The sequence below is a fragment of the Ruegeria sp. YTSA219 genome, from assembly GCF_059609985.1.
On the sequence record NZ_JBXWMT010000002.1, the window covers coordinates 483,636 to 497,439 of the forward strand.

Annotated in this window: 11 protein-coding genes; 3 read left to right on the forward strand and 8 right to left on the reverse strand. The window is 58.1% G+C overall.

Going from position 1 to position 13,804, the window contains the following annotated elements:
* Nucleotide 1: 1 nt before the first annotated feature.
* The 7 genes from upp to AC2FFB_RS05445 form a co-directional block, all read right to left on the reverse strand.
* Complete coding sequence (upp, locus tag AC2FFB_RS05415; protein ID WP_142632797.1) at nt 2-634, reverse strand: uracil phosphoribosyltransferase; 633 nt, start codon at nt 632-634, stop codon at nt 2-4.
* Complete coding sequence (locus AC2FFB_RS05420) at nt 631-1,617, reverse strand: adenosine deaminase (protein ID WP_496696047.1); 987 nt, start codon at nt 1,615-1,617, stop codon at nt 631-633. The genes upp and AC2FFB_RS05420 overlap by 4 nt, the downstream gene beginning before the upstream one ends.
* Entirely contained in the window at nt 1,614-2,825 is a 1,212-nt protein-coding gene (locus AC2FFB_RS05425) for a phosphopentomutase (RefSeq protein WP_496714396.1), read from the reverse strand. Before AC2FFB_RS05425 ends, AC2FFB_RS05420 begins: the two co-directional genes overlap by 4 nt.
* On the reverse strand, nt 2,822-4,129 hold the full coding sequence (locus tag AC2FFB_RS05430) for a thymidine phosphorylase (protein WP_281994990.1): 1,308 nt from the start codon (nt 4,127-4,129) through the stop codon (nt 2,822-2,824). The genes AC2FFB_RS05425 and AC2FFB_RS05430 overlap by 4 nt, the downstream gene beginning before the upstream one ends.
* 4 nt (nt 4,130-4,133) lie before the next feature.
* On the reverse strand, nt 4,134-4,526 hold the full coding sequence (locus tag AC2FFB_RS05435; protein ID WP_142632791.1) for a cytidine deaminase: 393 nt from the start codon (nt 4,524-4,526) through the stop codon (nt 4,134-4,136).
* Nucleotides 4,527-4,628: 102 nt separating this feature from the next.
* Nucleotides 4,629-5,720, reverse strand: coding sequence for a cupin domain-containing protein (locus AC2FFB_RS05440; protein ID WP_496790395.1), 1,092 nt, complete (start codon nt 5,718-5,720; stop codon nt 4,629-4,631).
* A complete protein-coding gene (locus AC2FFB_RS05445; protein ID WP_496874622.1) occupies nt 5,695-6,387 on the reverse strand; it encodes a hypothetical protein in 693 nt (230 codons plus the stop codon). The genes AC2FFB_RS05440 and AC2FFB_RS05445 overlap by 26 nt, the downstream gene beginning before the upstream one ends.
* 186 nt (nt 6,388-6,573) lie before the next feature.
* Here AC2FFB_RS05445 and AC2FFB_RS05450 point away from each other — a divergent pair, with 186 nt between their 5' ends.
* The 3 genes from AC2FFB_RS05450 to AC2FFB_RS05460 all read left to right on the forward strand — a co-directional run bounded on the left by AC2FFB_RS05450 (nt 6,574) and on the right by AC2FFB_RS05460 (nt 12,515).
* Nucleotides 6,574-8,847: an NADP-dependent malic enzyme gene (locus AC2FFB_RS05450; protein WP_282027863.1), complete on the forward strand. Its 2,274-nt coding sequence runs from the start codon at nt 6,574-6,576 to the stop codon at nt 8,845-8,847.
* A 265-nt stretch (nt 8,848-9,112) separates the two neighbouring features.
* Nucleotides 9,113-11,002 carry a propionate-CoA ligase PrpE gene (gene prpE / locus AC2FFB_RS05455; protein WP_496874623.1) on the forward strand — a complete coding sequence of 630 codons (1,890 nt, stop codon included), beginning with the start codon at nt 9,113-9,115 and terminating at the stop codon, nt 11,000-11,002.
* Between the two features lie 73 nt (nt 11,003-11,075).
* Complete coding sequence (locus tag AC2FFB_RS05460) at nt 11,076-12,515, forward strand: amidase family protein (RefSeq protein WP_496874624.1); 1,440 nt, start codon at nt 11,076-11,078, stop codon at nt 12,513-12,515.
* A gap of 261 nt (nt 12,516-12,776) precedes the next feature.
* Here the strand turns inward: AC2FFB_RS05460 and AC2FFB_RS05465 are convergent, their stop codons facing one another.
* Nucleotides 12,777-13,538, reverse strand: a complete 762-nt coding sequence (locus AC2FFB_RS05465) for an NAD kinase (protein ID WP_142632779.1) — start codon at nt 13,536-13,538, stop codon at nt 12,777-12,779.
* Between the last annotated feature and the right edge of the window lie 266 nt (nt 13,539-13,804).

Consider the following 13,804-nt stretch of genomic DNA (forward strand, 5'->3'; position numbering starts at 1 on the left):
CTTATTTGGTCCCGAACATCCGGTCACCCGCATCGCCCAGACCCGGCATGATATAGCCTTTTGAGTTCAGCTCACGGTCCAGTGCGGCGGTGACGATGTGAACATCCGGGTGCGCCTCTTTCATGCGGGCAACGCCTTCGGGAGCGGCCAGCAGGCACAGGAACCGGATATCCGTCGCGCCAGCCTCTTTCAGCAAATCAATCGCGGCGGCCGAACTGTTGCCGGTTGCCAGCATCGGGTCGACAGCAATGACCAAACGGTCCTTCAGCCCCTCGGGCGCTTTGAAGTAATATTGGACGGGCTTCAAAGTCTCTTCATCGCGGTACAGGCCAACAAAGCCAACACGGGCCGAGGGGATCAGTTCCAAAACGCCGTCCAGCATTCCGTTACCGGCGCGCAGGATAGAGACCAACGCCAGTTTCTTACCGGCCAGGATGGGGGCGTCCATCTCTTCCATCGGGGTTTCAATGTGCCGGGTGGTCAATGGCATTTCGCGCGTGATCTCATAGGCCAGAAGCAAGGTGATCTCACGCAGCAACTGACGGAATTCGGCGGTCGAAGTGCCCTTGTCCCGCATGAGCGTCAATTTGTGCTGCACCAACGGGTGGTCGACGACGGTCAGGTGTTCGCTCATGATATCTCCAGTCTTTTCTTGACCCGCGCACGGGTCGCTTCATCGCAAAAAGCCGCATTCAGGGCGGTTTCATTCAGGGCGGCAAAATCCTCGGCCTCCCAACCGAAAGCTTTGGCCAACATCTCATATTCACGCCGCATTGTGGTATGGAAAAACGGCGGATCGTCGGTGGACACGGTGACCTTGACACCTGCCTCGCGCAACTTGGAAATCGGGTGGCTGGCAAAGTCAGGAAACAGGCCCAGAACCACGTTCGAGCCTGGGCAAACCTCGAGCGTCACACCACGATCAACGATCTCATGCACAAGGTCGGGTTCTTCGATCGCACGCACGCCATGGCCGATGCGTTCAACTCCCAGATCACGGATCGCATCGCGGACACTATCCGGCCCACCGAACTCTCCGGCATGGGTGGTCAGGCATAGTCCGGCCTCGCGCGCGCAGTCAAACGCCCACTTATAGTCGCCCTGAACCCCCATGGATTCATTGCCCCCCATACCGAACCCGGTAATCCAGTCGCCCGCAGTTTCAGCAGCACAATATGCACTGAGCTTGGCCTGTTGGGGTCCGAAATGCCGGACACAGGTCACCACGCCGCGCAGAGTGATATCGTACTTCCGCTCGGCTTCATCAGCGGCATCCTGAATGGCACTTAGATAGTCGCGCCAGGCCACCAAATCGCCACCGCCACAGAAATCGGGGCTCAGAAAGCTTTCCGAATACACCACCCCGTTCGCCGCGCTTTCTTCAAGAATAGCCAACGTCAGACGGCGGAAATCCTCGGGCGATTTCAGCACTTCACAGGCGGCCTCATATACGCTGAGGAAATGGGCGAAATCCCGGAAATCATATGACCCATCAGGTTTGAAAATCCCGCTCAGGTCGATGCGCTTTTCATGCGCCAGCTGACGGATGAAGGCAGGCGGCGCGGCACCTTCGTGATGCAAGTGCAGTTCGATCTTGGGTAGGTCAGCGACAGTCATAGAAAGCTCCGCCCCGGCCCTTGTGCCGGGATATTCAGGTGATGTGCGATACTGGCGGCAATGTCGGCGAATTTGACCTGACCGATCTGCCCCGCACCCTGCCCTGCAATCAGGACAGGTACTTGCTCACGCGTGTGGTCGGTGCCGATCCAGCTTGGGTCGTTGCCGTGATCAGCGGTCAACAACATCAGGTCATCGGGGCGCAACCGGGTCAGAATTGCACCTATCTCTTGGTCAAACCATTCCAGCGCGCGGGCATAGCCGCTGATGTCGCGCCGATGGCCATAGAGACTGTCGAACTCGACAAAATTGGCGAAGGTCAGGCTGCCCTCTTCGGCCTCATCGACCAAATCGGACAGATGACCCATCAAGTCAGCATCCGACCCTTTGCGCAGTGTGTCGATTCCCTGCATGGAAAAGATATCGCCGATCTTGCCCACTGCATGAACACGGCGGCCCGCATCCTGACACCAGTTCGTCAGCACCGGAGCGGGCGGCACGATGGCAAAATCCTTGCGGTTGGTCGTGCGGGTGAACCCTTGTTCGGGCGAGCCGACAAAGGGCCGTGCGATCACACGCCCCACTTTCATCTGGTGCAAACGTGGGGCCAGCGCGCGGCAGAGGTCAAGCAGACGGTCTAGGCCGAAACTTTCTTCATGCGCGGCGATCTGAAAGACACTGTCGGCCGAGGTATAGCAGATCGGCCAACCGGTTCGCATATGCTCGGCCCCCAATTCGGCGATGATCGTGGTGCCCGAGGCGTGGCAATCCCCCAAAATCCCTTCGGTTCCGGCGGCCTCGGCTGCGGCCTTGCTCAGATCAGCCGGAAATGATGGTGTTGTATTTGGAAAGTAATGCCAGTCCCACGGCACAGGCAGCCCTGCTAGCTCCCAATGCCCCGATGGCGTGTCCTTGCCCGGTGAATCCTCACAGGCGCAGCCCCACAGACCTGTCGGCTGGGCCAGCAAACCCGGCGTTTCCGCACCCGAGGCCAGCCGTGCCGCAGCACCCAACCCCAGCGCATCCAAATGCGGTAGATGCAAAGGCCCGGATCGCCCCTCTTCCGCCTGACCTTGTGCACAAGCCTGCGCGATATGGGCCAGAGTGTTTGCCCCAGTATCCGGCATGTCGCCATTAAAGAACTGATCAGCATCGGGCGCGCCGCCGATACCCACAGAATCCATCACCACAAGGAAGGCGCGGCTCATGGCGTGATCCTCTCGTGGACAAGGGATGGCACCACTGGTTTACCCGTTCCAAGCGTGATCGCCTTTTGAACAGCATCAGCCGCACGTCGCGCGGCATCCTCGCGGGCGGCATGGACGACAGCCAATGGAACGCCTTTTTCGACCCGGTCGCCCAGTCGCACCAGATCTGACAGCCCGACCGCAGGGTCGATCACATCGCTTTCAACCTGACGTCCGCCACCCAATTCGACAACCGCAAGGCCCAGCGCCTCTCCGTCTATCGTGGTTACATAGCCCGCAGCGGGAGCGGGCACTTCCAGGATCACGCTGGCTTCGGGCAAATAGCGCGACCAATCGTCGACAAAGTGAATGGGTGCCCCAACTGCGGCCATCATGCGGCCAAACCGTTCTGCGGCACGGCCATCGCGGATGACCTTGGCGATTTTGTCCCGGCCTTCTTCCGAAGTGGCAAACATACCGGCGTCAGCCAACAGAACCCCACCCAGTTCGGCAGAGATCACAGCCAACGGCGCGTCAGGCGCTTGGGTCAATACCTTCATGACCTCATCCACCTCAAGTGCATTGCCCAGCGCAGAGGCAAGCGGCTGGTTCATATCGGTTATGACTGCCGAGGTCCGACACCCTGCAGCGTTGGCGGTTTCCGTCAGCGCCTGTGCCAGATTGCGCGCGTCATCAAGGGTTTTCATAAAGGCCCCACTGCCAACCTTAACGTCCAGCACCAGTGCATCCGGGCTGGCTGCAAGCTTTTTCGACAGGATCGACGCGGTGATCAGGTCGAGGCTTTCTACTGTCGCCGTGACATCCCGAATGGCGTAAAGCCGTTTGTCCGCTGGCGCGATTTGCCCGGTGGCGCCGACAATGGCTGCCCCCGTTTCGTTCAGCACCTGCACCAGCCGGTCCTGGCTGATCTGGGTGGTCACACCGGGGATGGATTCAAGTTTGTCCAACGTGCCGCCCGTATGTCCCAGTCCCCGGCCAGAAATCATTGGCACATAGGCTCCAAGCTCGGCCAGTGCGGGGGCCAGTACCAGGCTGACGCTGTCGCCCACACCCCCGGTCGAGTGTTTATCGATTACCGGTCCTTCCACATCCCAGTTCAGGACATCGCCGCTGTCGCGCATCGCAATGGTCAGATCGGCACGGCCCTGCGCACCCAACCCACCCATGCAAACCGCCATCGCAAAGGCCCCTGCCTGCGCGTCACTGACCCCACCATCGGCAAGCCCCTGGGCAAACCAGTGCAGTTCCTCGGCGGAGGGTATATCCTTGCGGCGCAACTTTGCGATGATCGAGCGGGCGTCCATGGGGTCAGACATCCTCCATATGCGAGGCGTCAAATGCGCCTGGCAGCAGATCCCCGATAGTGGTTTTCAACTCCGCCCCGTCCAAGCTGGCCAATACCACCTTGACGTCACGCTTGCCGAACTCGGCCAGTTTCTGGCGGCACCCCCCGCACGGCGGTACTGGCTGAGGAGACGACGCGACCACGTAAACCTCGGTCAGTTCCTGCTCGCCAGCAGCAACCATGGCGGCAATGGCTCCGGCCTCGGCGCAAGTGCCTTCTGGATAGGCCACGTTTTCCACATTGCAACCGGAGTAGATCTGCCCCGACAGGGACCGGATCGCCGCGCCGACCTTGAAATTGGAATAAGGCGCATAGGCGTTTTCCCGCACGGACAAGGCTGCGTCTTTCAAGCTCATGGCGATTCCCTATTTTTTGATCATCTGGTCAGAAAGTCATACCCTAAATGAAAGCCCCCGGGGAATTGAAGCCCCGAGCGCAGAATTCCTGAGCCAAAATGCTTAATCCAGAACCGTATTGAACACGCCAGGCAGCGTGACCTCAAGCAGTTCAACATCATCGGTCGGATCAGACAGGCGTGTGCGCATACCCGGCGGGATGACAAAGGCATCGCCCTGTTCCAGCCGATAGGGGTCACGCCCCTCGCCTTCGAGCGTCAACTCACCGTTCATAACGAAGGTGAAATGAATATCGATATCATGTGTAGCCCAGGCGGTGTCACCCTGCCCCCGACGCACCACCTGAACGCCTGCGACACCCATCGTGTTCTGAGCAATCGTGGTGTCGCGACAGATATAGCCCGGCAAACGGAACGGCCCCCATTCTGCTCCCTCGGCCCGGTTGTAGACAAAGCGCTGGCCCTGCCATTCGCGATCCGGGCGGTATTGCGGGGTCGGCAACTGCATTTCGTGGTCGATTTCGGTGACATGTTCGGCAGGAACACCAATTTCGATCACCTGCACATTGTCCGATGCCTCCAACACACGATGGCGGATTTCGGGCGGCTGGATAAAGCAATCGCCGGCGGTCAGGCGCATCTTATCGCCCTGATCCTCGTAAACCACATCGACCCAGCCATGGATGCAGAAAATCAACTGAAACCCGACCTTGTGGAAATGCACCATGTCCGGAACCGGACCGCCATCAGGAATGCGGATATGGCTGGCAATGATCGACCCGCCCAAGCGATCGGGTACCAGATCGCGATAATGCATTCCGGCGCGCCCGATGACCCACGGGGCCTGATCCTTGAGTCTGCGCACGACAAAGGAATGCACGGTATCCGGCATCACCATCGGCGGGTTCAGTTCATCAATTTCAACACGCGTCCCGTTCGGCGCGACCAAACTGCGCTGGCCAGCCGCAAACTCATCCGGATTTTCGGTCAGAATGCGCAACATTCCGGGCGCCTCGGGTGCATCCTGTTCGATCCGTAATCGCAATCCATGCCCCGAGAACACGGCGACCCGAGGGTCATCAGCCGGATAGATCATATCCATCCGCATCCCCAGTACCTTGGTAAAAAACGGGATGTCGTCACGTAATTCCTGCGTCGGCAGACGAATCTCAGCTTTGGTCTGATTGCTGGTCATTCAAGTTCTCTTCGGTCGTGGCTTTGGGCCATCCGATCAGAACAGAAGCCAAAATGCCAATCGAAAAGAACATCTCAAGCGTTTCTTCCAACACAAACAAACGCATGATCATCTGGTCCGACAGGTCGTCTTTCAGTGCGCCACTGACTTCTTCCAACCCCTGTGCAACCACCGCACACATACCGGCCAGAAAGAACACCATTAGAAACGGGACCCGATGCTTGAACGCACGCCACCCGTTTGGCACCCCGTGCCAGAGCAAGCCGCCCAGAACCAAAACAGCCAGGATGACGCGAACCGCGTTCATATCAAGCAGCGTGTCCAGCCCATTCAGAATCCCATATGGCAAGCTATCTACGGCATAGATATCCGCAGCAAGTTCGCGCTCTGCCAGCAGCAAACAGACGAGACCGATATAAAGACGGGAAATCCCGCGATACCGGAAAAGCGCAATGCCCCCGGCCAGAACAAGTGCCGCGGCCGAAATGGATTCGAACGGGCCGCCCTCATGGTTGAGGGACATCGCCTGCACCGGCCAGATACAGAGGACCACCAAGATCAGCAACGCAACTCCAATCGCTGCACGAAACAGCGGCTGGTCCAGCCCAAAGGACCGCTTGGTATCGGTTGTGACGGGTATCGACTGAGATTGTTTTTCCGGGGTCATCTTGGGCCTTCGATCTCCTGTGGAAGCGGTGCCGAATATGAAGATGCGCGACCGTAACCATATTAGAACATAATTCAACCTACGGCCGTGTTTGGCAAAAATCCATTTATGAAGTGACGTCACGTAGCCAAGGCGCCAGAAATAGTTTAACCCTTCAACCAAATTCGGAACGGAGATGAATTGCCTATGTCTGACACTCCCAACCTGCGACAGGCCGCGCTTGATTATCACGCTCACCCAAAGCCTGGAAAGCTCGAAATCAGGGCTACGAAACCCATGGCCAACGGTCGGGATCTGGCGCGCGCCTACTCGCCTGGCGTCGCCGAGGCCAGCCTGGAAATCAAGGCCGACCCATCCAACGCCGAGCTTTACACCGCGCGGGGCAATCTTGTTGGCGTGGTCTCGAACGGAACAGCAGTGCTGGGCCTGGGCAATATAGGCGCTCTGGCTTCTAAGCCGGTGATGGAAGGCAAAGCGGTTCTGTTCAAGAAATTCGCAGGGATCGACTGTTTCGACATCGAGGTTGACGAATCCGACCCCGAAAAGCTGGCCGATATCGTTTGCGCGCTGGAACCCACGTTCGGGGCAATCAACCTTGAAGACATCAAGGCACCCGATTGTTTTATTGTCGAAAAACTGTGCCGCGAGCGGATGAACATCCCCGTTTTTCACGATGACCAGCACGGCACCGCAATCGTCGTGGGCGCCGCTGCCAAGAACGCGCTGTACGTTGCCGGGAAAAAGTTCGAGGATATCAAAATCGTCTCGACCGGCGGAGGCGCGGCTGGGATCGCCTGCCTGAACATGCTGGTGAAGCTGGGTGTGAAACGTGAAAACATCTGGCTGTGTGACATTCACGGGCTTGTCTATGAAGGGCGAGCCGAGGACATGAACCCGCACAAGAGCCAATTCGCGCAAAAGACTGATCTGCGCACGCTGGATGACGTGATCGGGGATGCCGATCTGTTTCTGGGGCTTAGCGGACCGAATGTCCTGAAACCCGAAATGGTCGCGAAAATGGCCAACAGACCAATCATCTTCGCGCTGGCTAACCCGACGCCCGAGATTCTGCCGGACGCAGCTCGCGAAGTGGCCCCCGATGCGATCATCGCAACCGGTCGCAGTGATTTTCCCAATCAGGTGAACAACGTTCTGTGCTTTCCTTTCATCTTCCGGGGCGCCCTGGATGTTGGTGCGACCGAAATTAACGACGCTATGCAGATCGCCTGCGTAGACGGAATCGCTGATATGGCCCGGGCAACGACCAGTGCAGAAGCCGCCGCCGCCTATAAGGGCGAGCAACTGACATTCGGACCTGACTATTTGATCCCAAAACCTTTTGACCCGCGCCTCGTCGCTGTTGTGTCCTCGTCAGTGGCCCGGGCGGCTATGGACAGTGGCGTTGCCAGGCGTCCGATTCCAGATATGGAGGCCTATAAAGAGCGCCTGAACCAGACGGTTTTCAAATCCGCCCTGATCATGCGCCCGGTTTTCGAGGCCGCAGCAGCTGCGTCGCGCCGAATAGTATTTGCCGAGGGCGAGGACGAACGTGTGCTGCGCGCCGCTCAGGCCATTCTGGAAGAAACCACGGAAACACCGATCCTGATCGGACGTCCCGAAGTCATCGAAGCGCGATGCGAGCGCCTGGGCCTGACCGTGCGTCCCGGCGAGGATTTTCAGATCGTGAACCCGGAACATGACAATCGCTACTATGATTACTGGACCTCATATCACCAGATCATGCAGCGCCGCGGTGTCACCCCTGATCTGGCCAAGGCCATCATGCGCACCAACAGCACAGCCATTGGGGCGATCATGGTTCAGCGTGGCGAGGCCGACAGCCTGATCTGCGGAACCTTTGGCGAATACCGCTGGCACCTAAGCTATGTCGAACAGGTGTTGGCCAATGGCGACCTGCGCGCACATGGCGCTTTGTCTCTGATGGTTCTTGAGGACGGCCCCTTGTTCATTGCCGATACACATGTGCGGCAATTACCAACGCCTGCAGAGCTTGCCGAAACCACCCTGGGCGCGGCCCGTCATGTCCGGCGTTTCGGGTTGGAGCCAAAAATCGCGTTCTGTTCGCAATCTCAATTCGGCAATCAGGCCGAAGGCTCGGGCAAGCGCCTGCGGGCCGCTTTGGAGATTCTGGACTCGGAGCCGCGCGATTTCACATATGAGGGTGAGATGAATCTGGACGTAGCGCTTGACCCTGAACTGCGGTCGCGCATCTTCCCGCATTCACGTCTAGAAGGTGTCGCCAACGTCCTGATATTTGCCCACGCAGATGCCGCTAGCGGTGTGCGCAACATCCTGAAGATGAAGGCCAACGCGCTGGAAGTTGGCCCGATCCTGATGGGTATGGGCAACAAGGCACATATCGTGACCCCCTCGATCACCGCACGCGGGTTACTGAACATGGCGGCGATCGCAGGAACGCCTGTCGCTCATTACGGGTAAAGGGTCACGGATCCCCTCCGGGCACCGAAACAGGTGCCCGGACTGATTCCTTCATATTTGCACCAATACATTTGCAGTTTTGCAAAACTGTGAATTCGGCGCGCAAAATCCATAAATTGCCGACAGGTTTGCAAAAATTTGCAGGGAAATTCTTATACATCTGCAAATATTTTGCGATAAAGTGACGCCCCGTCACTTCGACCGCTTGTCTGCCCCCTATACCCCGCCCTAGACACGGTGCAGGGATTTTTCGGAGGAGACCAAAGTGGCATATCAGGACGTTTACCAGAGCTGGAAATCCGATCCAGAGGCATTCTGGATGGAAGCTGCAAAAGGAATTGATTGGGTTCGGCCACCCAGCAAGGCTTTGTTTGACGACAATGCTCCTCTTTATGAATGGTTCTGTGATGCCAGGGTCAACACCTGCTGGAATGCAGTTGATCGCCATGTCGAGAATGGTCGCGGTGAACAGACGGCCATCATCTATGACAGCCCAATCACCCACACCAAGCGCGAGATCTCATATGTCGAACTGCGCAATCGGGTCGCTACTTTGGCCGGGGCATTGCGGGCAAAAGGTGTCGAAAAGGGCGACAGGGTTATCATCTATATGCCGATGATCCCCGAAGCGCTTGAGGCGATGTTGGCCTGTGCCCGGCTGGGTGCGGTGCACTCGGTTGTGTTTGGTGGCTTTGCAAGCAACGAATTGGCGGTCCGTATTGATGACGCCAAACCAAAAGCAATCATCGCCGCTTCTTGCGGGATGGAGCCGGGCCGTGTGGTGCATTATAAACCGCTGCTTGACGGTGCCATCGAACTTGCCAGCCACAAGCCCGATTTCTGCGTGATATTCCAGCGCGAACAAGAGGTTGCGCATTTGATCGAGGGGCGTGATTTCAACTGGCACGGGTTCCAGTACGGTGTTGAGCCTGCGGAATGTGTTCCTGTCGATGGCAATGATCCAGCTTATATCCTGTATACATCGGGCACGACCGGAGCGCCCAAAGGGGTCGTACGGCCGACGGCCGGCCATCTGGTCGCCCTGAACTGGACGATGAAGAACATCTATAACGTGGATCCCGGCGACGTGTTCTGGGCGGCTTCTGATGTCGGCTGGGTCGTTGGCCACTCATATATCTGCTACGCGCCGCTGATCCACGGCAACACCACGATAGTGTTCGAGGGCAAGCCGGTTGGAACCCCAGACGCGGGCACCTTCTGGCGGGTGATATCCGAGCATAATGTTCGCAGTTTCTTCACTGCTCCCACCGCAATCCGCGCGGTCAAACGTGAAGATCCCAAGGGGGAATTGATCCCTGAATACGACCTCTCCTGCCTGCGAGCCCTGTTTCTGGCCGGAGAGCGGGCGGATCCCGACACGATCGAATGGGCCAAAGACGCGCTGAACGTTCCGGTCATCGACCATTGGTGGCAAACCGAAACCGGTTGGACCATCGCGGGCAATCCGCTGGGGATTGAAGAGCTGCCAACCAAGCTGGGCTCACCTGCCAAGCCGATGCCCGGCTACGACGTGCAGATTCTGGACGAAGGCGGCCACCCGATGAAACCCGGAGAGCTGGGTGCGATTGCGGTGAAACTACCCCTGCCCCCGGGCACCCTGCCGACGCTGTGGAACGCCGAAGACCGGTTCAAAAGCTCGTACCTGAACCACTTCCCCGGATACTATGAAACCGGCGATGCGGGCATGGTCGATAAGGACGGCTACCTTTATATCATGGCGCGCACCGATGACGTGATCAACGTCGCCGGCCATCGTCTGTCCACCGGCGGCATGGAAGAGGTTCTGGCCGCACACCCTGACGTTGCCGAATGCGCCGTGATCGGCGTGTCGGACCAGCTGAAGGGCCAGATGCCGGTTGGTTTCCTGTGTCTGAATGCGGGCTGTGACCGCGACCATGGTGACATCGTTCAGGATGTCGTCAAGTTGGTTCGCGAAAAGATCGGACCGGTCGCTGCCTTCAAGCTGGCCGTGGTTGTCGACCGGCTGCCCAAGACGCGGTCGGGCAAGATATTGCGCGGAACCATGGTCTCGATTGCGGATGGCAAGGACTACAAGATGCCCGCCACCATCGACGATCCGGCGATTCTGGACGAGATCACCGAGGCCCTCAAATCCATCGGCTACGCCCAGTAGAAAATCGGCGCGCCTGCCGCCTCTTGCAACCTGACACCGGGCCTCTACTGTCTGACCAAGACAGTGAGGCCCCATGACAGAAACCGACATCTGGCGTCTGAACGCCACCGATCTGACCGCGTTGACGCGCAACAGGGAAATCAGCGCGGAAGAGGCCGTCAAAGCCTCCATCGACCGGATGCAACAGGTCAATCCTGCGCTGAATGCGGTTGTTGAAGATCTGAGTTCACAAGCGCTGGACCGTGCGCGAAATCTGGACAAGGCGGTCGGTGACGGAGAGCAGCCCGGCCCCCTGCATGGTGTGCCGGTCACCATCAAGATCAACGTCGATCAAAAAGGACATGCGACCTCGAATGGGGTCGTTGCCCTGAAAGACGTGATCGCCCCGGATGATGCGCCGGTTGTTTCCAACCTGCAAAAGGCGGGCGCCATCGTCATCGGTCGCACCAACACGCCCGAATTTTCATTCCGTGCTGACACAGACAACGAACTGCATGGCCGCACGCATAACCCCTGGGGACGTCATATCTCGCCCGGGGGATCTTCTGGTGGCGCGGGCGCAGCTGTGATGGCTGGGATCGGTGCGCTGGCCCATGGCAACGATATAGGGGGCAGTCTGCGATTTCCTGCCGCCGCCAATGGGGCGGTTACCGTCAAACCGGGTCTGGGTCGTGTTCCGGCGTGGAATCCCAGCCAATCGGCAGAACGGGGCATATTGGCACAATCGATGTCGGTGCAGGGTCTGATCACGCGCTCCGCAGCGGACCTGCACCTGTCCATGCCCAGCTTGATCGCGCCCGATCCGCGCGATCCGTTTCACGTGCCGATGCCGTGGCGGGGTGAGGACCAAACCGGCCCGATCAAGGTCGCCTTCACCAAGCAGACCTTTGGATACGATTTGCATCCCGAAGTCGACAAGGCTCTGGATACGGCACGCGATGCATTGATCGAAGCAGGCTATGTAGTGGAAGAGGTCGCACCACCCGATATCTTTGAAGCTGGTCGTGGCGGGTACCGCGCCCTGATGGGCGAAGTTTTGACCTTGTTGAAAGCCGATATCGAGGCTGCGGGATCAAAAACAATCCGCGACATATTCGAGGTCTACTTTCAGGAATTCCCACCCCTAGTTGGCACAGACCTTATCGAAATGCTGGCCAAACGCAGCCACTATGCGCGCGAGTGGTCTCTGTTCATGCAAAACTATCCTCTGGTCCTGTCACCATTCCTGCCACAGCCGTTCTTCAAACCGGACCGAGACACCGAGGGCGCCGAGGGCGTGCATGAAGTTCTGGGCTGTGCGGTCTATTCCTATGCGATGAACTTCATCGGCCTGCCCGCGGCATGTGTTCCGGCGCGGCTGGCCGAGCTGCCGCATGGGCCGCAGCCGATCAACATCCAGATCGCAGCCCGCAGATGGCGCGAGGATATGGCCGTAGACGCCGCCGCGGCGATCGAAGACCGGGTGGGGCAAATGTGCCTGCCATTGTGGAAGAAAATGGGGACGTCCTTCTAAATAGACGTTGTCCAATAAATTGACCCCGGGGTTTTGTACCCGGGGTCCGCTTTCTAAAATATGCCTAGAAATCCGATAACGAGCGTAGCACCACCTACCCTCGCCCGCACATAAACTGCACGTTCATTTCGAAACCGCCGTTGATGGCCACTCACTTCCACCATGGCGTGTTCTCCAGGCAAGTTCACAGTACCTTAATGTTAATCGGATTCGTGTGAACTGGTTCACACAAGCGCGATTAATTCATACCTGACCTTCCATTTAGGTGAACTGCTCCGAAATCAAACGCTCTTCCAGGCCGTGGCCTGGGTCGAACAGGATACGGTGCCGGATCGCCGGTTCAGATCGAATTTCGACCCAATCAATATCCGGAAATGAATTTGAATCCGCATCCGCCATGACCGGCCGCTTGTCCGCATCCAACACATCGAACCGCACCTGGGCGATTTTGGGCAGCAGCGCGCCCCGCCAGCGTCGCGGACGAAAGGCTGCAATCGCTGTCAGGGCTAGAACATCCGATCCAATCGGCAGGATTGGCCCATGCGCGGAATAGTTATAAGCCGTCGATCCTGCTGGCGTTGACAGCAAAGCACCATCGCAAACCAATTCATCCATGCGCACGCGACCGTCCACACTGATCCTCAGCCGCGCCGCCTGAGGGCCTGCCCTTAGCAAAGAGACCTCATTGATGGCTAGCGCCTCATGAATCTTGCCGGACTGATCCATCGCGCGCATTGCCAGCGGGTTGATGACCTCTTCTTCAGCGGCGGAAAGACGGTCCATCAGATCTTCTTCGTGGAACTCGTTCATCAGGAACCCGATTGTTCCACGATTCATGCCATATACGGGCGTATCGAGGTGCTGCATGTTGTGCAAAGTGTGCAGCATAAAGCCGTCCCCACCCAGCGCGACAATTACACCTGCATCACGCGGCGCCGCATTGCCATAGCGCCTGACCAGTTTGTCGCGTGCGGTTTGAGCCACCTTGGCGTCGCTGGCAAGAAAAGCGATTCTTTGAATCATCTATTGTGGTTTCCAGTGCTGCACATTTGGTTCCGAAACAATCATACCTTTCCCCTATAGACCAGACTTGACGCCACCGTTGGCCAAATCGTCGCTTTAAGCCTTTTGCCGATGCCCCGTTTCCGATAGGAAATCCGCAAGAAATCCCAGCATTGTGGAGCCCCCATGAACGCCAATCTACGTGATACCGGTTTTTTCACCCAGTCTCTCTCAGCGCGCGACCCAGAGCTGTTCGGCTCGATCACGTCCGAGCTGGGCCGTCAGCG

What these genes read in the sequence shown, in the direction of transcription:
- upp (WP_142632797.1), bottom strand. Translation starts at nt 634, where the DNA reads ATGAGCGAACACCTGACCGTCGTCGACCACCCGTTGGTGCAGCACAAA.
- AC2FFB_RS05420 (WP_496696047.1), bottom strand. Translation starts at nt 1,617, where the DNA reads ATGACTGTCGCTGACCTACCCAAGATCGAACTGCACTTGCATCACGAA.
- AC2FFB_RS05425 (WP_496714396.1), bottom strand. Translation starts at nt 2,825, where the DNA reads ATGAGCCGCGCCTTCCTTGTGGTGATGGATTCTGTGGGTATCGGCGGC.
- AC2FFB_RS05430 (WP_281994990.1), bottom strand. Translation starts at nt 4,129, where the DNA reads ATGGACGCCCGCTCGATCATCGCAAAGTTGCGCCGCAAGGATATACCC.
- AC2FFB_RS05435 (WP_142632791.1), bottom strand. Translation starts at nt 4,526, where the DNA reads ATGAGCTTGAAAGACGCAGCCTTGTCCGTGCGGGAAAACGCCTATGCG.
- AC2FFB_RS05440 (WP_496790395.1), bottom strand. Translation starts at nt 5,720, where the DNA reads ATGACCAGCAATCAGACCAAAGCTGAGATTCGTCTGCCGACGCAGGAA.
- AC2FFB_RS05445 (WP_496874622.1), bottom strand. Translation starts at nt 6,387, where the DNA reads ATGACCCCGGAAAAACAATCTCAGTCGATACCCGTCACAACCGATACC.
- AC2FFB_RS05450 (WP_282027863.1), top strand. Translation starts at nt 6,574, where the DNA reads ATGTCTGACACTCCCAACCTGCGACAGGCCGCGCTTGATTATCACGCT.
- AC2FFB_RS05460 (WP_496874624.1), top strand. Translation starts at nt 11,076, where the DNA reads ATGACAGAAACCGACATCTGGCGTCTGAACGCCACCGATCTGACCGCG.
- AC2FFB_RS05465 (WP_142632779.1), bottom strand. Translation starts at nt 13,538, where the DNA reads ATGATTCAAAGAATCGCTTTTCTTGCCAGCGACGCCAAGGTGGCTCAA.